The sequence below is a fragment of the Terriglobales bacterium genome (genome assembly GCA_035567895.1).
GTDB lineage: Bacteria > Acidobacteriota > Terriglobia > Terriglobales > Acidobacteriaceae > Gp1-AA112.
Map to the genome: position 1 here is coordinate 264,598 of DATMPC010000011.1, position 21,145 is coordinate 285,742.

The following is a 21,145-nucleotide window of genomic DNA, read 5'->3' on the forward strand; positions in this document are numbered from 1 at the left end:
TGCCTATGAGAAAGTACTGGGAGAAAGTACTGGCGACGTTATTGGAGGAACCTGACCACAAATGAGGCTTATCCGCTTGCTTCTGGTTGTCGCATTGAGTGCACCGTCTTGTCTGGCTGCAGATCTCACAGGCAATTGGCTTTCCGCGATGCCGCTGCCTGATGGCACCAATCGCAAGGTTTATTTCGACTTAAAGCAACAGGATTCGAAGATCAGCGGACACATCCGACAGACACAGTTCTACTACACCATCACTGAAAGCAATGGCACTCCTGACTCTTTTACCGTTACGGGAACAATGCAGGATGGCAAAACCCTGCGCCGTGTTGTGTATGAAGGCAAGCTCGTCGGAGATGAATTGCACATGTCAACCCGGCGCCGTCCTGAGGCGCCCCTTACGGAAGTTGTCGCGCATAAAGTCGCAGACGGTGAGGGAGCGATGCCGGCCCGCATCGAGCCTCCGGCTCTGCACAAAGTTAGCTACAACGGGCTAGCGAAAACGCCTCCCATGGGCTGGAACAGTTGGAACAAATTCGCGGGACGTGTTGACGACGCCACGGTACGTACGATTGCCGATGCCATGGCCAGTAACGGCATGAAGGAAGCCGGCTATATCTACATCAATATTGATGACACCTGGGAAGGTGAAAACCGCGACGCCAACGGCAATATCACGACGAACAAGAAGTTCCCCGACATGAAGGCTCTGGTGGATTACGTTCACAGCAAGGGTCTCAAACTGGGAATCTATTCGTCCCCTGGGCCAAACACATGCGCAGGATATGAAGGCAGCTACGGGCACGAGGAACAGGATGCAAAGACCTACGCTGGGTGGGGAATCGATTACCTGAAGTATGACTGGTGTGGAGCACGGAATCTTTACACCGACCAGGAAATGCAAGCCGTCTACCAGAAGATGGGCGATGCCTTGCAGGCGAGTGGGCGGCCGATCGTCTACAGCCTGTGCCAGTACGGACTTAATGACGTGTGGAAGTGGGGGCCCGATGTAGGTGGAAATCTGTGGCGTACCACTGGCGACATCCGCGACGCCTGGGACTCAATGACCAAGATCGGTTTCAATCAGGACCAGTTGGCGCCGTTCGCCGCTCCCGGGCACTGGAATGATCCGGACATGTTGGAAATCGGCAATGGCAGCATGACCGACACCGAGTACCGAACTCACATGAGCCTTTGGTCGATGCTCGCTGCACCTCTGATCGCGGGCAATGACCTACGCGACATGACTCCGGCGATTCACGACATTCTTATGAACAAGGAAGTCATCGCCATCGATCAGGATCCAGATGGAAAACAGGCGACGCGCATTTCAAAATCGGGCGATCAGGAGATTTGGGCTCGACCTCTAGCGGGAGGAGCCTTTGCCGTGGCGCTATTCAACCGAGCAAAAGACGACGCCAAGATGACCGTGAAATGGTCTGATGTCGGAATCAAAGATAAGCTGGGTAAGGCGCGGGATGCATGGTCGCATTCCGACGTAAAGATAAGCGGTTCCGACTACTCGGCCACGGTGCCAGGCCACGGCGTGGTGCTGCTCCGCGTCTTTGCGAAGTAAGTGCGATTGGGCGAGGCTATGCCTCGCCCGCGTCCTGCAAGTCTGATCCGTGTCTCCGCAACAGAGCGGGAAGGTTTTGCGAGAAAGCCGATCGCGGTACCACCATGTCGCAGCCCGCTTCCTGAGCTTTAACTTTAAGGTCGCCTTGCAAGTGTGAGAGGAAGCCAACGATTGACGTCTGCTTCTTTAGTTTGCTTTTTAGTTTGGGAATCGTCGTAAGCGGCTTGGCGTTGGCGTTGTTGAGATCGAAGATGATGAGTGAAGGCTTGTCCTCTTCGTCGTTCGTGAGCCGGTCGAGAGTCTCTTTCTCCGCCTTGGCAAACTCGACTTTGATGCCAAGCTTGCGGGCCGTTTCCTGAATCTTGGCCAAGAAGAACAGATCATCGATAAAGCAAACGATCCTGGTAGGAGAATCGGCTGTTTGGGCCGGCTCAATGGGAGCGCCATTCACTTGCTGCTGCGGCCCTCCTCGTCCCTGACCACGATAGCGTCCGTTTTGCGGATACAAATCGTTGCCAGCGCCCGGGGCATTGCGGTAGCTGTGATCCATGGGACCAACAAACTGTGGACTTCCGTGCCGACGCCGGCCACGGCTCTGGCCACCACCACCCTGCCCCCCGGGACCGCGCATTCCCTGCTGGCCACCGCCCGGTTGATTGTGCTGCCCTTTGCCGCGACGATGGCGGCGTCGTCCCCGGTTGCCGGGGTGCTGAGGCTGGTTAGGTCCTTTATTCATCGATGTCCTGTAAACGCTTGTTTTGACAAACTGAAGGCGGTCAGCCCAGGTGGGCTCGCGCCGATGCTCTGATGTGGCAGTTTCTATTCGTTAGAGCCGTAATTCCTGAGAAACGGTGGACTCGCTGCTCGCGAATGCCACTGAATAAGTTCGTTACTTTCACCTGCAAGCGGTCTCTAGTCAGAATGCGGAGCTCCGGCTTCGCTTGAGATCTTGGTTATGGAAATCGCTCGCGATCTATCTACTGTTTTCAGCGCTCCCGGCTCGAGTCAAACAGATTCAATTCGGAATTCCCGGCCGTCAGCGCGGGTGCCGGCACCTGGGTGTGCGGCATTCGGAAGACAAATCAAATGGTACCCGGGGTCGGGTTTGGATGCAAGTGGAAACAGGAAAGAATCGGGCCATCGGGTCATCGGGTCATCGGGTGAAGTGGAACCGCAATCGGCTCTTAGCTTTCGGCCCGCAACTATTCTTCTGTAAGTCGCAATAAGTAAATCGGCTACACGCCGAGTGCTGAGCGCCGATAGCACGTTTCCTACTTCGCCCGATCACCCGATCGCCGGATCACCCGATTCCTCCATGACCCGATCACCCGATGGCCCGATTCTTCTACACTGTTTCGTGGCCCGCGCATCTGTAACCGAGTACCTGGAGTATTTCTCACGCTACCAGCGCGACCATGCCTGCGTCTTTCAACGCGGCTACCGCACACTTCGCTGGACTTATGGCGATTTACTCTCATACTCCCAGCGCCTTGCCACTCTGCTCGAAGATCGTGAAATCGGCAAAGGCGACCGCATCATGCTGTGGGGCGCGAACTGCGGCGAGTGGCTCGCTGCGTTCTGGGGAGCCCTTCTGAGGGGATCAGTTGTGGTTCCCATGGATCGCACTGCAGCGCCAGAATTTGCTTCACGTGTTTACGAACAGGTCGACGCCAAGCTGCTGGTGAGCTCTCACGGCTTGACTCTTGCGCAAGCAAATTTCACTCTCCACTACGAAGATTTCAATTCCCTTCCTTCTTCCCGCTCGCTTGCGCCGGTCACGGTTACGGGTGAAGACGCAGTGCAAATCGTCTTTACTTCAGGTACTACGGGCGAACCGAAGGGCGTGGTCATTACTCATGGCAACATCCTCGCGAACCTGGAGCCGATCGAACGCGAGATCCAAAAGTATCTGCGCTATGAGCGCACCTTTCACCCCTTGCGCTTTCTCAATCTATTGCCGCTCAGCCATGTGTTTGGGCAGTTCATGGGAATCTTCGTTCCTCCGCTTATCGGGGCAACGGTGCTGTTCCTCGAATCGATCAAGCCATCGGAGATTGTGAGCACAATCCGCGACAAACGGGTCTCAGTTCTGATCACCGTTCCGCGCTTGCTCGGCTCGATGCGGGAGATGCTCGAAACAGAGTTACGCGCCACCATCGGAGAAGCATCACTACGCGCACAAATGGAAAAGGCTGGCGCAGAGCATTTCGGCTGGCGGTGGTGGCGCTTCCGCCGCATCCATTCCAGATTTGGATGGAAGTTCTGGGCCATCATCAGCGGCGGGGCAACGCTCGATCACGACGATGAGGAGTTCTGGCGAAGACTTGGGTTCGCCGTTATTCAGGGGTACGGACTAACGGAGACTACTTCGCTGGTGAGTCTCAATCATCCGTTCAAGCTCGGCCGTGGGTCGATAGGCAAGGCCCTGCCCGGGCGCGAGATCAAGCTTGACGACTCTGGAGAGATTCTCGTGCGCGGCGACAGCATCGCAAAGACCTATTGGGTGAATGGGCAGCGGATGGCCGCGGGTGAAGGTGAGTGGTTCCACACCGGTGACCTAGGATCAGTAGACGAGAGCGGGAACCTCTACTTTAAGGGCCGGAAGAAGAATGTAATCGTCACAGCCGAGGGAATGAATATTTATCCCGAGGATCTGGAAGCTGCACTCCGTGCGCAGCCATCGGTTCGAGACTGCATCGTGATTGGCGTGGAGCGCGGTGGCAATGCAGAGCCCTGTGCGGTGCTGGTCGTCAACAACGAAGCGGAAACTGCATCGCGGGCAGTTGCCGAAGCCAATTCCAAATTGGGAGGCAACCAGCAGATTCGCCGCTGGCTGGTATGGCCAGACTCGGATTTTCCCCGCACTTCGACACAGAAGCCGCGACAGGACCTGATCGCGGCATATGCGAGCGCGCAATTCACAGGTTCTAGCAATGGCAACGTTCCCCGCACAGCCGTGGAGGCCGCCATTGCTGGATTGGGAAGAAGCGACTTAAGCAGCCGTGCAAAGCTCGATGACAATTTGAACCTCAGTTCCATCGATCGTGTGGACCTCATTACAGCGCTTGAGCAGCGTTATCAAGTAGAACTCGACGAGAATCAGTTTGCCGAAGCGACAACTGTTGCCGATATAGAACGGATTCTGCATCGAGCAAGCGTTACACCGATCGAGTCGCGTCATTATTTTCCGCGGTGGGCACAGCACGCAGTAGTGCGCTTGATTCGGATTGCTGTCTACTACTTGTTCACGTGGCCAGCCACGTTGCTCATGGCCAAGCCAACGGTCATCGGACGCAAGCAGTTGCAGGACGTCAAGGGTCCTTTGCTCTTCGTCAGCAATCACGCGACCTACATCGATCCCGGATTGTTGATGTTTGCCATGCCCGCCCGCTATCGGCATCGACTTGCCATTGCAATGCAAGGCGAGGTGCTGTCAGCTATGCGTAAACCTCCAGCAGAGATGAACATTTTTCAGCGTGCGATCGAAGTAGCTTCCTACTGCCTGGTCACCGCATTGTTCGATGTCTTCCCTCTACCTCAGCGCTCCGGATTCCGCGAGAGCTTCGCCTTCGCCGGCCAGTCGGTCGACCGTGGATACAGCATCGTCGTCTTCCCGGAAGGCCGACGGACAATGGATGGACAGATGTCACCCTTCCGCGCAGGCATAGGGATTTTGGCGCAGACGTTGAAGACTCCTGTTGTCCCCATGCGCATTGATGGACTGTTTCCCCTGAAACAGCAGGATCGTACCTTCGCCCGCCGCGGAGAAATCAAGGTCCTAGTTGGCAAGCCGGTGCAGTTCCAACCTGGAACCAGCGAAGAAGACATTGCAAGGACGTTGGAGGACATTCTAAAGAGTCTTTGAAGTGTTGACCTGAGACTCCATTCATGCGTACTTCGTTGTACCTCAGGTGGGGATTGCGACTTGAGGCAAAGTGGGGACGCACTATCTGAAATCTAACAAGGAATAGTTCTGCAACGGATTTAGCAGCTGTTTCACGGTTTCCGATCCCGTGCACGCGCAGCAGGGCCAGATCAGCTCCGGAATTATCTTCCGCTTTTGATTGCTCGGTTCAGCCTCGCGCGTCTCATCTGTCAAGAGTGACGGGGTCTGTGCCCCGCGAGCAGTCGCCTTGGCCTCCGAACCGAATTCAGTTGCATCTAACGTAGGCCACTGAGATCATTCGCACGGGAGTGCTCATGATCAAGTTTGGGCCGTACACCAAGGGTCTTTGCGCTGTAGCAACTTGTGCATTATTTCTCAGTCCGTTCTTCCTTTCTCGCGCGTCAGCCCAGACATCGATACAAAATCCAGTCACTCCTTGCCAGGACGCTGCGGAACCGGGATCTCAAACCGATGCATGTGGCCAGCCAGCGGTATCGATTCGGGTTCAGGCAGATCTAGTATTAGTCCCGGTGAACGTCACGGATGCCATGAACCGTCCGGTGCTCGGCTTGGAGAAGGACAATTTCCTGCTATTTGACCAAGCTCAAGCGCAGCAAATTCGCTTCCTGTCCACCGAGGACGCGCCGCTCACCGTTGGCTTGATTCTCGATGTAAGCAACAGCATGGCCGACAAAATCTCCGCTGAACAAAAAGCGCTGGCGGAGTTCCTTAAACAGTCGAATCCCGAGGATGAATACTTCGTTGTGGCTGTCTCTAGTCGGGCAAAGATTATCGCCGACTCAGATGCCAGCATCGGCGACATCCAGGGAAAGCTGACTCTAGTCAAGCCCAGCGGTTACACAGCGCTGCTGGACGCTGTTCACCTGGCGCTCGACAGGATGCGCTCCGCAAAGTATCAGAGACGGGCAATCCTCATCATTTCCGATGGTGGTGACAATGTGAGCAGGTATAAGGCAAAGCAAGTTTACGCGTTGGCGCGGGAATCCGACGTACTCGTGTATGCGATCCGTCCTTTTGACGCCTTGCCGCTTTTCCGAACCATAGAAGAGAAGATGGGTGGCGGTGTCTTATCCGGCCTAACAGAAGCTACAGGAGGGCGGACCATCTCCGTCGCTGATGGGCAAAAGATCCCCGAAATCGCTGGCGCTGTGAGTAGAGAGCTGCGAAATCAGTACGTCATTGGCTATAAGCCGTCTGAGTCCCAACTCGACGGCAAGTGGCACAAGATCAAAGTTCGGATGGCACAATCATGGAACTCAGTGCCATTACAGAAATACACGGCCCCACTGCAAGTCCGTTACAAAAAGGGATACACCGCCTTTCGTTAGGGCCGGGCCGGCACGTAATCAGTTATCCCTAAATCAAGACAACTTAACTACTTCTCGCAACGCGTTTACAGTCGCCTGCTGGCACTTTTAGCAGTTCCTTTCACTCGGAAAGAAGCGCCTACTGTCGTACACCTGCAATTTGGATTGCCGAGCGTGACCCGATATGGAAACGGGCATTTCCTTAAGAATAGGCAGGTTCCAATTGGGTAACGACCGTGGCGATTACAAGGTCCCTTCAGTACAGCATACGTTCCCTCCTGATTAGCTTCCTCTTAATATCGTCGTGCAATCTGTGCCGTGCGCAGTGGGTTTCAATAGGACCCGACGGCGGCGATGCACGGAGTCTAGCTATCTCATCCCAGAATCCGGATCGAGTGTTCTTGGGAACCAGCTCGGGCGGACTATTTCGCTCAGATGATGGCGGGCGGACCTGGACGTTCACAGCCCAATTTGGTTTCAATGCTGAGTATGTGCTCGAGCGAATTGCCATTGATCCCCGCGACTCTCAGGTCATGTATGTGGCGCTGTGGAGCATCAACGACAAGAATCGAGGAGCCCTCTACAAATCCGCCGATGGCGGCAAGAGCTGGCAGTCGCTTCCGGCGATGCTGGACAAGAGCATCCGCGCCCTAGCAATCGCACCTTCCAACCCGGACGTGCTCGTTGTCGGGGCATTGCAAGGAATCTTTCGCAGCGCGGATGCGGGCGCACACTGGCAAAAGCTGTCTGAGGGAACCACGATCAAGAATGTGCACTCCCTAGCGATCTCTCCGCAAGATTCGGATGTTATTTTCGCTGGAACGTGGCACTTGGGATGGAAGACGTCGGACGGAGGCCAAACGTGGTCTGCGCTGAGCAAGGGCATTCTTGATGACTCAGACATTTTTTCCATCATCGTCGATCCTCTGAATCCCTCGGTTGTCTATGCGAGTGCTTGCTCAGGTATCTACAAGAGCGAGGACTCCGGGGAGAGTTTCCGCAAATTGACCGGGATTCCGTTCTCTGCTCGACGCACTCATGTTTTGAAACAGGTGTCAGATTCGCCCGGTGCCGTATATGCCGGCACGACCCAGGGTCTCTGGCGCACGACGGACGCAGGGGCGTCCTGGAAGCAGTTAACGAGTTCGGCCGTAGTAGTAAACGATGTAATTGTCGACTGGCGTGAGCCGGCTCACGTGATTCTCGCCTCCGATCGGATGGGAATACTGACAACGTCCGACGCCGGCCGAAGTTTCACTCCCTCGAATCGAGGGTTCTCCCATCGCCAATTGCAAGCATTAGTGGCGGATCCGAACACGCAAACCTTGTACGCCGGCTCGATCAATGACCGGGAGTTCGGAGGCGTGTATAGATCTCACAATGCCGGTCTCGACTGGGAACACATCGGCGCGGGTCTAGGCAACCGCGATGTCTACGCTCTCGAAAGGAGCGCAACGGGAACACTGATCGCCGGCACCAATGACGGTGTCTTCATACTGCCGACCGGCAGTCGCATGTGGCAGTCCGCTTCCCTCATGCAGAGAGCGATGTCACTGGGAAAATCACGGACCCGTGCCAACTTTAACGGCTCCGAGGCGTACCTCGGAAAAGTCTTCCACGTTCGCACGATCAACCGGCAAGGAAACGAGGTCTGGATCGCCGCAACATCGGAGGGCGTATTCTCCAGCAGCGACGAAGGACAACACTGGGTTGGCGGAGCAGTGATCGGAAACGGTGATTTTACCAATTTCGATTGCAAACAAGATCAACTGTTCATCGGTAATTCGCGAAATGCGTTCATCTCACGCGACCTGGGTCAAACATGGCAACAGCTCCCTTTGCCCAATCGCACACGCTTGGTTACTGGCGTCCTGTTCGGTCCAGATCTCAGCCTCTGGGTAACCACGGATCTAGGCGCGTTTCGCAGCGACAACGGAAATACATGGCATGCGGTGACCGCGGGCAACGATCACTCGACGCTCTCCTACATCAACGTCACCTCGCAAGCGCATCTTGTGGCCCTTAGCGCACGCCGAGACAAAGTGTTCGAAAGCAATGACGCCGGGGCGACGTGGAATCTTTTAACGGAATCTCAGCGGCCGTTACGCCAACTACTTGCGACTGCAAATCAACTGTTCGGAGTTGTACAGTTCGGAGGAATTGTCGTAGGAACCTTCTCAGAATCAAACGCGCAGTCGACAAACAGATTGCCTTTGGTTGCTCAGGGCGATCCGTCGAACTGAGGACGGCAGACTGAAGCCTTTAGTCGCATTACATTTAGCCGGGTAATCGCCCGCCGTACCGCTAAAGTTGCACCAGTCCCTAGTAAATCCTTCAGCTCGAGCCATTTCCCACGCCACTCCATGACTGCCAAGTTCCTATAACTTTTGCCAGTGTTCTAACAAACATTACTGAATATAGTTGCAGCCAAGACGAAGTAGTTAGTGCAGTCGCTCGACGTTCACGGTTCTAAGATCCGGCCCTGCACGATACTGAACTCGCAGATCAAAAGGACAACCCCGATGAAAAAGACATCAATAATCATTGCGCTCCTGGTACTGGTTGGAACAGTTGCTTTTGCCCAGGAAGTCCCGAAAGAGGAACTCTACCTGGGTTACTCGTTTCTGAGAGTGAACTCCGCAACTATCGTACCCGCCTTTACCGCTAACGGCGGTATCGGGACAATCCAGTACAACTTCAACAAGAATTTTGCGGCCGTGGCTGATTTAGGCGGCTATCACAACGGAAATATCAGCGGTGTTCAGCTTGACTCGACTGCTTTTTCATACCTATTTGGGCCGAAGATCATGGCTCACAAGGGCGGACGTTTGTCTCCATTCATTGAAACTCTGTTTGGCGGCACGCACGTGAGCAGAAGCTTCGCGTTGCCACCTCTTCCTACACAACCAATAAACCCAAGCCCAGCGCCAACCGGAAGATTCGCAAACTCACAGAGTGCCTTTGCCATGGCAATTGGCGGCGGACTGGATATGAAGCTCGGCCGACACATTGCCTTACGTCCTCTTCAGCTGGATTACTTCCTCACCCGGTTCCAGCCACTGTTTTTCGCAGGATTGGGAGAGGTCAACCGCGATCGCAATCAGAACAATCTGAGGTATTCCGCCGGCCTTAATTTCATGTTCGGCGGTGCCACGCCGCCCGCCCCCATCGCCAGTTGCTCAGGAACTCCGTCTGAACTGCTGCCCGATGATCCCCCGGTAAGTGTCTCGGTGAACACAACTAACTTCAATACCAAGCACGATCTGGCCTACAACTGGAGCAGCACCGGCGGCCAAGTTACCAGCAGCGGCTCATCCGCAAAAATAGATGCCAACGGACTTACTCCGGGAAGTTATACGGTCACGTCCAATGTGACCGACCCGAAACAGAAGAAGAATAACAGTGCAAGTTGCACCACAGCATTTACGGTGAGGCAACCGCAAGCTCCGACTGTGGCCTGCGGCGCTAGCCCTAGTTCGATCCAGGCCGGGAGCAACGTTCCGGTCACACTTACCGCGCGCGGGGCCGCTCCCGACGGCCGACCGATCAAGTCGCGGAACGTTACAAGCAATTTCGGGACAATCAAAGAAGGATCCACCAGCGTCGGAGATCAAGTAGGATCCTGGGTATCAGCCGCCACGCTGGACACGTCTGGAGTAAGCTCCGGACCAATTGAAGTCAACGTTGCCGTCACGGATTCACGCGGTCTAACCGGAACTTGCGTGGCCCGCGTAGACGTTCAACCCCTGCCTGCGGCGCCAGCACCTGTAACAGAGAGCTTGGTGAGCGCGTGCAATTTCAATAACACAAAGAGCCCTGCCCGCGTCGATAACGAATGCAAGGCCAACCTTGATGACGTCGCGGTAAGAATGCAGAAGGACCCTGGGGGGAAGGTGGTTTTCGTTGGGTCGGCGGACTCGGAACAAGAAGCGGCTATACCGCAGCTGGGTGCCATTCGCGCTGTCAATGCCAAGGAGTACTTGGCCGCGGGTGAAGGCCAGCAACAGGCGGACGCGAGCAGGATCGAAGTCCGCCAGGGGCCTTCCGGTGAAAACAAGGTCGACCTTTATTGGGTTCCAGCCAATGGCAACTTCACGGTGGCGAACGCCAGCCCAGTGGACGAGGCCCAAGTAAAGGCCGTCGCTTCATCTCTAAAGGGAAAAAAGCGAAAGGCAGTTAAAGGAGCTCCAGCTGCCTCAGGCAACTAGCCAACGCTCGCGCTTAATGAAGTCGCAGGGTTGTATGCCTTAATCGGTCGCAAAGTCGGGAGTTTCCGTGAGTTGTTCGCCGCGCCTAGCGAATGGCCAACCAGCCATGTGCAGCGCGGCAACAATTCATTAGCGTAAGTATTTTCGCTTGCTTGGAGTGGCACACCTCTTTATCGACCGCGCTAATCGCTCCAGATCACAGCGATTCCCGTTCCGAGCCTTTCACCTCGAATATTCAGACGCAGCTCAGTCTTCTCGCGTGGTTTCCAGAGTGGATTGTTGGCAACTCGATTATCAGCCGCCCAGGACCGCTGGTGACTGCGCAACGCGAACCCTCGCGCCCGAACTGAGGGAGTCTGGCGGATTCACGATGACCGCCTCGTCGCCATTGAGTCCCGCAACTACCTCCACGCGGTCTCCGAAGTCGCGCCCAATCGTTACCGGCACGAGCTGTGCGTGAGCGCCGTCTCTTACCGTGGCTATGCGCAAGCCGTCGGAGCGAAACAGCAGAGTATTCACCGGCAAGACGTAGGCTGACGAAGCGGAGGGGATCTTTAGATGCACTTCGGCATAGGCTCCTGTAAGGAGCGATCCAGTTGGATTGGGGACATCGACCTCCACGAGCAGGGTCCTAGTCACGGGATCGATCGCCTCGGCAGTGCGCACCAGCTTGCCTTGAAAACGTTGGCCGGGAAATTCGGCTAGCCTGAGATCTGCGGCGATGCCGCTTTTGGCACTCTGGGAGTATGCCTGAGGCACGTTCACATATGCGCGTACCACTCCGGGTTGAGCAATACGAAACAGTTCAGTCTTGGCTCCGCCGCTGCCGGAATCAATCAGCGCACCAATATCGGTATTTCGAGCGGTTATGACGCCATCAAACGGCGCATAAATCCTTTCAAACGACTGTAGATCTTGAAGACGCTTTACATTGAATTCGTTTGCCTGGACAGTGGCCACATTAGCCTCGTAGGCTCCCACGGCGCTGTCGGTTTCCTGTTTTGAGACGGAGTCGCTCTTCAAGAGTTCTTGAAAGCGGTTAGACGTTATCTGCGAAAGTTTGAGGTTCGCGTTTGCGGTTGCTAATTGCGCTCGCGCCTGCTGAAGCTGCTGATCTACTTCTGGTGTTTCGATTTCAGCTAAAAGTTGCCCTTTCTTCACGTGAGTCCCGATATCGACGTACCACCGCTTCAGATATCCGTTGGTTCGGGCGTAAATCGGCGCGCTGCTGAAGGCTTGCACATTGGCCGGCAGGACGATCTCCTTGCTTGGGGCTGAGTGCTCGGGATGTATTACTGTCACCGTGGGTACGGCCATTTCCGCGGTCTCGCCATGCACGGCTGCTTTTGCTTTGATTCGCGGCAATATAGCAAACGACATGACCGCAGTCACAAGCAGGAGTGCGATTACAGCAACAAGCCAGATCGTTTTTCTGCGAAACGGTGTAGGGGAACTACCCTCTGAACCATTCATATCCTTCGCTCTTGGTGGTTGCTCTAATTCAGTTATTGCCATGAGTGCTCCGGAATTTCTTTTTTATTTTAAGAATGCTTATTGCGCCTCAACCGATGCAGTCCTTTTGCAGTGCATGACGCTGAAGAATGTGGGAACAAAGAACAGCGTGGCCACAGTAGCAAAGAGCAAACCGCCAATCACCGCGCGACCAAGTGGCGCATTTTGCTCGCCTCCTTCGCCGAGGCCCAGCGCCATCGGAACCATGCCGATAATCATCGCCAGGGCGGTCATCAGTACAGGCCGGAAGCGAGTGAATCCAGCTGCGAGAGCGGCCGCCACCGGGTCCCGTCCTTCTTCGATCTGTTCCTTCGCGAAGCTGACCACCAGGATGCTGTTGGCAGTTGCAACACCCACGCACATAATCGCCCCGGTGAGGGCGGGCACACTCAGTCTGGTATGAGTCACGAACAGGAAGATAGCGATTCCGCAAAGAGCTGCGGGAGTGGCTGAGATGATGATGAAGGGATCGAGCCAGGACTGAAAATTCACTACGATCAGTAGGTACACAAGAACGATCGAAAAAACCAGACCTCCAAGGAGGCCGATGTAGGACGAGCGCATCGTCTGGACCTGACCGCGAACTATGAGCTGCGAACCCCGCGGAAGATCTTTCTGATTCTCCTGCACAATGCGATTCACATCGCTTGCGAGGCTGCCCAGATCGCGACCCTGCACCGAGCCGTAAATGTCGATGACTGGCTGAATGTTGTAGTGAGATATCACCGGCGAACCGACTCCGCGGTTGATCGATGCCAGGCTGGCCAGGATCTCAGGAGGCGCATTCGAATTTGTTCCGGTTACGGGAATGTTCTCCAGCTGTTCCAACGTGTCTACGCGGTATTGGGGTGTTTGCGCTGCGATGTTGTAGCTCACTCCGTTCTTGGGATCGAGCCAGAAGGTCGGAGAAGTCTGAAAGCTTCCGCTAAGCGAAACCAGGAGGTTTGTCGCGACATCTCGCTGTGTGAACCCAATCTCTTGAGCTTTCGTACGATCCACCCAGATGTGCAACTTTGGCTGATCGAACGGTTGCTGAATCCGCAGATCGGCGATTCCGTCTACGTAGCGGAGCTTCTCGATCAGGCCATCCGCGAACCGATGGTTCGCTTCTTTGTTATTTCCGACAATTTGCAGATCAAGCGGAGCAGGTAGTCCGAAATTCAAAATCTGACTTACGATATCCGCCGGCAAAAAGGAAAATGTCACTCCAGGAAATTGCTTTGGAAGATCGAGGCGCAAATCGTGGACATACTCCTCAGTTGGACGATGTTTGGCAGACAGGCTTACTAGTACGTCAGCATCCGCCGGCCCAACGGGAGCAGAGTTGCTATAAGAGAGATTGATTCCACTGTAAGGCAATCCAATGTTGTCGATGATGCTCGAGATTTCCTCTTGCGGAATATGTTCGCGGATTGAACGCTCGATCAAATCGCAGAGCCGGGCCGTGTCTTCGATACGAGTCCCGGTAGGCGCTCGCAAATGCAACTTGATTTGACCACCATCGACTGCAGGAAAGAAGTCCTGACCTAACCACGGAATAACGAGCAGTAACAAAGTCACGCAGACGCTGAAGAAACCGGCCAGAAAGACGCGCCTGTGGTGCAGGCACAGATTCAAGGAGCGGTGATAGCCATCTCGCAGTCCCTCGAACACTTCCTCGAAACGAACTTGAAAGCGCACAAACGGATTTCGGCTGTCGGTCGAAAGGTGTGCCGGCTCTTCTTCATGTCCGCGTAGCAGGTACTTTGCCATCGTTGGAACCAAGGTTCGCGAGAGGAGGTAAGACGCTAACATCGCAAACACGACAGCTTCGGCAAGCGGGACGAACAAATAGCGAGCCACGCCCGTGAGAAAGAACATCGGGACAAACACGATGCAAATGGAAAGAGTGGAGACGAAAGCCGGTACAGCAATCTGTGCTGCACCATCAAGTATCGCCTGCTGAATCTCCTTGCCCTGCGCGATATTGCGGTGGATGTTCTCGATCTCAACAGTCGCATCATCCACGAGAATGCCGACTGCCAGGGCGAGCCCTCCCAAAGTCATGATGTTGAAGGTCTCACCGATGGCGCTGAGTACCACAATGGAAGTGAGAATTGAAAGCGGGATCGATACCGCAATGATCAAAGTGCTACGCCAGCTTCCAAGAAATATCAGAATCATCAGGCCGGTCAGACATGCCGCTATAGTGGCTTCTTTGAGCACACCTTGAATGGACGCACGTACAAATAAGGATTGATCGGCCAGAGGGCGGACTTCTAGTGCCGGGGGCAAGGCGGCCTTGATCTGAGTCAGCTGATCCTTGATTCCCGAAATCACGTTCAGCGTGGAGGCGTCTCCGGCTTTCTGAATGGTAAGAAGGACCGAGCGCTGTCCATTCACGCGCACGATATTGGTTTGTGGCGGAAAGCCGTCGCGCACGTTGGCGACATCCTCAATGTAGATGGTCGAACTGCCGACAGTTTTGATGGGAATACGGTTCAGTTCTGCAATCGTTTGAGGAGCCCCGTTGAGATCAACGTCATACTCCTTCGAGCCGATCTTCGATGTTCCAGAAGGCAGGATCAGGTTTTGTGCGCTAATCGCATTTACTACGTCCAACGGCGATAGTCCCTTGGATTGCAGCGCCGCAGTGTCCAGGTCCACTTGCACCTGGCGCTGTTTGCCACCGTAGGGATAAGGAACTGATGCTCCCGGAACGGTCACAAGTCGAGTCCGAATGAAGTTAAGGCCGTAGTCATTGAGCGCTTGCTCTGAAAGCCCAGTCCCAGACAACGCGAGTTGGAGAATCGGAACAGAAGACGCGCTGTAGCTGATAATTAGCGGCGGAGTCGTCCCTGGTGGCAACTGCCGGAGTTGAGTCTGAGACGACGCTGTGATTTGTCCGATAGCTCGATCGAGACTGGCACCGGGTTGCAAGTAGACCTTCACCACCGCAATGCCATTCAGTGACTGCGATTCGATGTGCTGAATGTTGTCAACGATCGTCGTCATGTTCCGTTCCGTAACGGAAATGATCCGGTCGCTGATCTGCTGCGCATCGAGACCGTTGTAATTCCAGATGATGCTGACGACAGGAATATTGATATTAGGAAATATGTCCGTTGGCGTGTGGAAGATTGCGACGATCCCCAGGATCAAGATCAGGATCGCCATTACCACAAAGGTATATGGCCGCTTTAGCGCGACTCGGACTATCCACATAATTATTGGCCTGGAGAATGCGCGGGTGCCGATGCCTCTCAAGGAGGGAGTTCGTAACCATCGGTACTCTCAAATGGGCTGAGAACGCATTCCCCAGTTCCCTAGGGGAAAGCATTTGACGTACCAGCGCGCTCACACGGACTGCACCTCTGCGCACGTCCTGAAAATGGAAGCATTTACGAGGAAAGGAACGTGCGGCTGGAGTCTGGGTTTGAGGATATTGAGACTTGCTTGCGTCTAGTGGTCGACGGCACTCGACATTGGCGCATCGCTGTCAGAGCAGGGTCTGAATTCGCAGGCTGGAACGCCTCGCACCGAAAGAATTAGAGTGAGGATGGTCTAAAACCGTCGCAGTCCGCGGAAATGAAGGGATAACCCGACGGCGCAAATCAAGAAGACTACCAACAACAAAACGATAATGCCGATGAGGTCACCTCTTCTGTAATGCAAGTCTGGATCGAGGTAACGGATTCTCTCCAAGAGGTCCTCGCCATTAATAGGTTCTTCATCGATTGTCTTTCTCCGTAGATTCTGTCTCCGCATTTGGATCTCCCCCGATCAGCAGGGCCCAAAATGAACGCGACGCGAACGGACCTGGCTCGCGCCGCATCTGGTCGACTATCAGTTTCCTGAAGGCTGGTCCTGCTGAGGAAAAACTAGCTGAAGATTTTTGAAATCGAGTTCTTCGAGAACTGCGGAAACGCCACCCTCGTCCCGAACCCGTATCGCCGAGTCGTACTCGCTTCGAGCACTTACGAGTTGTGCGGTTGCCGTTGCGACGTTCTTCTTGTTTTGCGAGAAGTCCACCTCTACTTGAGGGCCGGTGCCGCTCCATGCGACTCTGTATGTGCCAGGTTGAAGTTCTGTGTTGCCCACTTTGGTGGTCTTGTCGAATGTGACCTCCTTGCTGTTTTTCGCAGCAAACGCGGTAATCGATAGCCCTAACAGCAAAAGAGTGAGTAAGTAAGTACGACTTGATTTCATTATGATCTCCTTTAAGGCTTTCAGCCTGGTTGATGACGATCTGCCCATTTGGAACGAGCAGTATGAGTGGGGAAAAAGTAATCACGGTGCCAACCCGGCGAATCGGAATATCGCCAACGATTCAAGCGGGTACGCCTTCCGGAATTTGCCGGAGCAGCGAAAGCTCCTCAATGCTGTAAAAACCCGACAGCAGCCGACGTGGCAGGTGCCACATTGAAACAAGCGTGCGATCGTGCGGCTTCTACGCACAACGTCCTTCCGCGCGCTCTTTTGCCACCTGGCGCGTGACTGAAATCCCTGCTTGCCTGTAAATCGGATGCATCTTGCGGTCTTGTCCAAAAGCCACCCAGCACAAGACAAAGAACCCAAAGGTAGCCAGGCCAAGTCCTGCTAATGCGAAATCAAAAATTGCTACGTAGAACATCTCGTCTCCTTTTACGCCGCCCGAGTTTTTCTTAATCGACACCGGCGGCTACGCCCGCTTGCTCAGGCGACAGCAGCTTCATGTTGGAGCGCAAGTTCGATCTGCTTTGCTTCGAGAGCACCCAGGTAGAAATCACCGGCTCGGATCACTCCGCTGACTTGCTCAGGTGTTCGCACGCCCACGATGGCTGCGGTGACGGCAGGGTTACGCAGCGTCCAGGCAATAGCAACCTCACCAGGAGTGCGCTCGTAGCGGTCACCAATCTCACGCAAGAGTTGAACCAGACGCAGGTTGCGGGAGAGTAGTGGCTCCTGGAAATTCGGATTCCGCCTTCGCCAATCATCTCGCGCAAGCTGTGTGATTCGTGTCCGCGTCATTGCCCCAGTCAGCAGTCCCGAGTACATCGGGGAATAGACGATCACGCCGATGTCGTTTTCCCGAGCGTACGGAAGTATTTCTTCTTCTGCGTCACGGGCCAGAATCGAATACGGAGGTTGAAGGCTAGTGATGGGCGCGATGCTCTGTGCGCGTTTCATCTGTCCAACGTCGAAGTTTGAGACGCCGATGTAGCGTACTTTGCCTTCTTCCTTCAATCGCACCATTTCCGTCCAGCCTTCTTCGATATCCACATCGGGATTGGGCCAGTGCACCTGATAGAGATCGATGACGTCCACAGCGAGCCGCTTCAGGCTGTCTTCCACTTCGCGACGAATAGACTTTGCTCGGAGTGAGTGTCCAATCTGCCCGCTTTCATCCCAAACCAGTGAGGATTTCGTGAAGATGTAAGGGCGGCTAGTGCATTCCTTCAGCGCAAGTCCAACCACCCTCTCGGAGCGCCCGAGTCCATAGACTGCTGCGGTGTCGATCCAATTGATGCCACGATCGAGGGCTTCATGGATCGCAGCAAGAGACTTCTTGTCCTCTTGCGGGCCCCACCCAAATTCCCAACCACCGCCACCGATCGCCCATGCACCGACACCAATCGGCGTGATGTTCATACTGCTGTTACCAAGCCTTCGCGTTTCCATTTCAGTATTCCATCCTCGTGTTTGCGTTGTTATCTTCTATCGCAGGCGGCTTCGGTTGTGTCGCTTGTTGATGTAGCAGAGCTTCGATTCCGTCAAGCAGTGCCTGCACGCCTTCCGACTTCTGAATGAACAAGTCAGCCAGTGCCAGTTCACGTTTCGGTATGCCGAGCCACCCGGAATAGAGAATCACTTTTGTGTCTGGATTAGCGGCTTTGCAAAGGGCGGCAAGCTCCGCGCCGTTCATCATCGGCATCTGATAATCAAGCACCGCAAGGTCTATTTCTTCTTGTTCTTGTGCTTTGGCAATCGCCGCGGCCTTTTCGGCATCCGAACAAGACACCACGTCGTACCCTTCGTTCCGCAAGATCGCCGAGTTCACGTAGACGCCGAACTCGTTGTCGTCTACACATAGAATCCGATAACGATGTGCGAAATTCCTCAAGCTGCCTGCGCTCATTGCATGCCTCCAATCGAGTCTCGTTTATATAGACGGCAATTTCCGTTCCAAAACCTACTTGCATCGCAAGACTTTACAAATTCAACAAAAATGAATGGACTAAGCGTGCGACAGGAGTCGAAGTGACGTGTCCGGCACGGGATTTTCGTCAAGCTATCGACACTGTTCGACATTTTTTGGCGCAGATGTGAATCCGACAGCAGTTGTTCTAAATCCAACGCTGTATGCCATTGGGAGCGCTCGTCGCTGAGGTGACACGGCGCGCAACTCAGGCGCGCGGACATCTCCTATGGGAAATCTCTCGCGCCATCGCTTCGCATAGCAACCTGACCGAACTCTTCCAGGCCCTTGCCACAACTTTGCATTCGGTGGTGACCTTTGATTACCTCAGCGTTGTGCTCCACGACTCAAGCCGCGACGTGATGCGCATGCACGTTTTGCAGAGCGCGATTTCGTTACCCCTGCAAGCTGGGATGGAATTCGCAATCGACGAATCTCTAGCCGCCTTCGTAATGCGGAGCGGCAAGCCGATGATTATTGCTGACACTCACGAAGAAACGAGATTTGCCAAGCTCATGAAATTGTTGGTTGAGCACGACGTGAGGTCGATCTGCAGTGTTCCATTGGCGACTCCGCGCCGGAGTCTTGGCGCGTTGAGCTTCGGCAGCTCTGACAGGCGCGCGTATGTTGAGGACGACTTCGAAGTGCTGCAAGTTGTTGCCGACCAGGTGGCCGTGGCCGTCGAGAACGCGCTGAACTTCGAGGCCGTACAGAAACTACGCGAGAAACTGGGGCGCGAGCGCGACCGTCTTAAGCTGTTGCTCGATATCAATAACGCGGTAGTGTCAAGTCTCGACTTGCCGGGGCTTTTCCGTGCCATCCCGACCAGTGTTCGTCAGGCAATGCAGTGCGATGCCGCCTCACTCGCATTGCCCGAAGCGAACAACAGGGATCTGCGCCTGCACGGAGTGGATATTCGCGACGGCCGTGGTGTCCTGCGCGAAGAGATGGCGATTCCCATTTCCGGATCAAGCTCGGGCATCGCTTTCGATAGCGGCAAACCGTTTACCTTTGGCAAGCCTCCAGACAATTCCTCGCAGATCTCACTTCAGACCAATGCAGGAGAAGGTTTCAACTCAGGTTGTTTCATCCCAATCATTCGCGGAGACAGAAAGCTGGGAGTACTGCTGCTGCTGGACAGGCGCGAGAATGCGTTTTCGGTTCAAGACGTGGAGTTTCTGGGACAGATCGCAGGTCAGGTCGCTATAGCGCTGGAAAATGCGCTGAATTATCAGGAGCTCAGCGAATCGAGGGAGAGATTAGTGAAAGAACGTCTCTATCTTCTCAACGAAATTCGCAGTGAGCACCGGTTTGATGAAGTAGTCGGTTCCAGCCCCGCTCTGAAAGCCGTGCTAACGCAGATAGAAACTGTTGCCCCGACCGATTCGACCGTTCTGCTTGAAGGAGAGACCGGCACCGGAAAAGAAGTGATCGCGAGAACCGTTCATAATCTGAGCTCGCGACGGGATCATACGTTTGTAAAAGTGAATTGCGCAGCCATACCCTCCGGTCTACTCGAAAGCGAGCTGTTCGGTCATGAAAGAGGAGCCTTCACCGGAGCGCTTACACAGAAGATTGGGCGATTCGAATTGGCCCACAAAGGAACCTTATTCCTGGATGAAATCGGCGACATGCCACTGGAGCTGCAGCCGAAGCTGCTGCGCGTTCTCCAGGAGCAGGAGTTTGAGAGGCTCGGTGGCACGCGTTCCATTCGCGTGGACGTTCGCATTGTGGCAGCCACAAACCGCGATCTCAGCAAGATGGTTGAGGAGCGGCTGTTCCGTGCCGATCTCTACTACCGGTTCAGGGTCTTCCCGGTTACGCTTCCTACCCTCCGTGAACGCCGCGAAGATATTCCCGCTTTGGTACGGTACTTTGCATCGAAATATGCGGAGCGCATGAAAAAGCCGGTAAAGACGATTCCTTCCACCGCGATGGATGCCCTGGTTCGGTACGATTGGCCCGGCAACATTCGCGAACTGCAGAATTTCATCGAACGCGCTGTGATCCTCTCTTCCGATGAAGTATTGCGCCCACCGCTCAGTGAATTGACGAACCAGATGAAACTCACTCCACATGAGAACGGAAACGGCAACTCACTCCAACACGCCGAGCGAGAGCACATTGTGCGTGTTTTAAAGGACGCGGATTGGGTGCTCGGAGGCGATCAAGGAGCCGCCGTCAAGCTGGGCATTCCGCGCACAACATTGATCTACAAGATGCGCCGACTCGGCATCCCTCGTCAGCCGGTGTAGCTACAGACTGGCGGAACTGCGGCCATTTGCCTTTGCCGTTATCAATGCAGTCGCGGCGATCTGGCTAGTAAGAGAAAGAAAAGGAAGCCATGCAAGCAAGGCCGTAACGAGCTAGAAGCTGCGAATCGGGACGTCCATCCCCAAACATCTATCCCATTCTGGGACCTACGCCCGTCAGTGAGGAGAAAGAGGGCACATCTGTTTCCAGATGTGCCCTCTTTCTGTT

14 protein-coding genes are annotated in these 21,145 nt (G+C 54.7%); 7 read left to right on the forward strand and 7 right to left on the reverse strand.

The features are described 5' to 3' along the window. Nucleotides 1-61 precede the first annotated feature (61 nt). A complete protein-coding gene (locus VNX88_03645; protein HWY67730.1) occupies nt 62-1,573 on the forward strand; it encodes a glycoside hydrolase family 27 protein in 1,512 nt (503 codons plus the stop codon). A 16-nt stretch (nt 1,574-1,589) separates the two neighbouring features. Here VNX88_03645 and VNX88_03650 read toward each other — a convergent pair whose 3' ends face one another. Next, nucleotides 1,590-2,309, reverse strand: a complete 720-nt coding sequence (locus tag VNX88_03650) for a hypothetical protein (protein ID HWY67731.1) — start codon at nt 2,307-2,309, stop codon at nt 1,590-1,592. Nucleotides 2,310-2,888: 579 nt separating this feature from the next. Here VNX88_03650 and VNX88_03655 point away from each other — a divergent pair. From VNX88_03655 to VNX88_03670, 4 genes are all read left to right on the forward strand, one after another. After that, complete coding sequence (locus tag VNX88_03655; protein HWY67732.1) at nt 2,889-5,438, forward strand: AMP-binding protein; 2,550 nt, start codon at nt 2,889-2,891, stop codon at nt 5,436-5,438. Nucleotides 5,439-5,773: 335 nt separating this feature from the next. Continuing rightward, on the forward strand, nt 5,774-6,808 hold the full coding sequence (locus VNX88_03660; GenBank protein ID HWY67733.1) for a VWA domain-containing protein: 1,035 nt from the start codon (nt 5,774-5,776) through the stop codon (nt 6,806-6,808). Between the two features lie 380 nt (nt 6,809-7,188). After that, nucleotides 7,189-9,030: a hypothetical protein gene (locus VNX88_03665; protein ID HWY67734.1), complete on the forward strand. Its 1,842-nt coding sequence runs from the start codon at nt 7,189-7,191 to the stop codon at nt 9,028-9,030. A 279-nt stretch (nt 9,031-9,309) separates the two neighbouring features. Then, nucleotides 9,310-10,995, forward strand: a complete 1,686-nt coding sequence (locus VNX88_03670) for a hypothetical protein (GenBank protein HWY67735.1) — start codon at nt 9,310-9,312, stop codon at nt 10,993-10,995. 294 nt (nt 10,996-11,289) lie between these two features. On the opposite strand, the gene VNX88_03675 is transcribed toward VNX88_03670, so the two are convergent. The 3 genes from VNX88_03675 to VNX88_03685 form a co-directional block, all read right to left on the reverse strand. Next, on the reverse strand, nt 11,290-12,510 hold the full coding sequence (locus VNX88_03675; GenBank protein HWY67736.1) for an efflux RND transporter periplasmic adaptor subunit: 1,221 nt from the start codon (nt 12,508-12,510) through the stop codon (nt 11,290-11,292). Nucleotides 12,511-12,546: 36 nt separating this feature from the next. Beyond that, nucleotides 12,547-15,711, reverse strand: coding sequence for an efflux RND transporter permease subunit (locus tag VNX88_03680; GenBank protein HWY67737.1), 3,165 nt, complete (start codon nt 15,709-15,711; stop codon nt 12,547-12,549). A 621-nt stretch (nt 15,712-16,332) separates the two neighbouring features. Further along, nucleotides 16,333-16,695 (reverse strand): hypothetical protein, encoded by a 363-nt coding sequence (locus VNX88_03685; protein ID HWY67738.1) that lies wholly within the window; start codon nt 16,693-16,695, stop codon nt 16,333-16,335. Nucleotide 16,696: 1 nt separating this feature from the next. Here VNX88_03685 and VNX88_03690 point away from each other — a divergent pair, with 1 nt between their 5' ends. Then, entirely contained in the window at nt 16,697-16,912 is a 216-nt protein-coding gene (locus VNX88_03690) for a hypothetical protein (protein ID HWY67739.1), read from the forward strand. Nucleotides 16,913-16,936: 24 nt separating this feature from the next. Here VNX88_03690 and VNX88_03695 read toward each other — a convergent pair whose 3' ends face one another. From VNX88_03695 to VNX88_03705, 3 genes are read right to left on the reverse strand one after another with little or no spacing between them, the layout of a single operon-like run. After that, on the reverse strand, nt 16,937-17,161 hold the full coding sequence (locus VNX88_03695) for a hypothetical protein (GenBank protein HWY67740.1): 225 nt from the start codon (nt 17,159-17,161) through the stop codon (nt 16,937-16,939). A 20-nt stretch (nt 17,162-17,181) separates the two neighbouring features. Further along, entirely contained in the window at nt 17,182-18,147 is a 966-nt protein-coding gene (locus VNX88_03700; GenBank protein HWY67741.1) for an aldo/keto reductase, read from the reverse strand. Between the two features lies 1 nt (nt 18,148). Next, nucleotides 18,149-18,604: a response regulator gene (locus VNX88_03705; GenBank protein ID HWY67742.1), complete on the reverse strand. Its 456-nt coding sequence runs from the start codon at nt 18,602-18,604 to the stop codon at nt 18,149-18,151. 251 nt (nt 18,605-18,855) lie between these two features. Here VNX88_03705 and VNX88_03710 point away from each other — a divergent pair, with 251 nt between their 5' ends. After that, the gene (locus VNX88_03710; protein HWY67743.1) at nt 18,856-20,919 is read left to right on the forward strand and encodes a sigma 54-interacting transcriptional regulator; all 2,064 of its coding nucleotides are present in this window, start codon (nt 18,856-18,858) and stop codon (nt 20,917-20,919) included. The last annotated feature ends 226 nt before the right edge of the window (nt 20,920-21,145 follow it).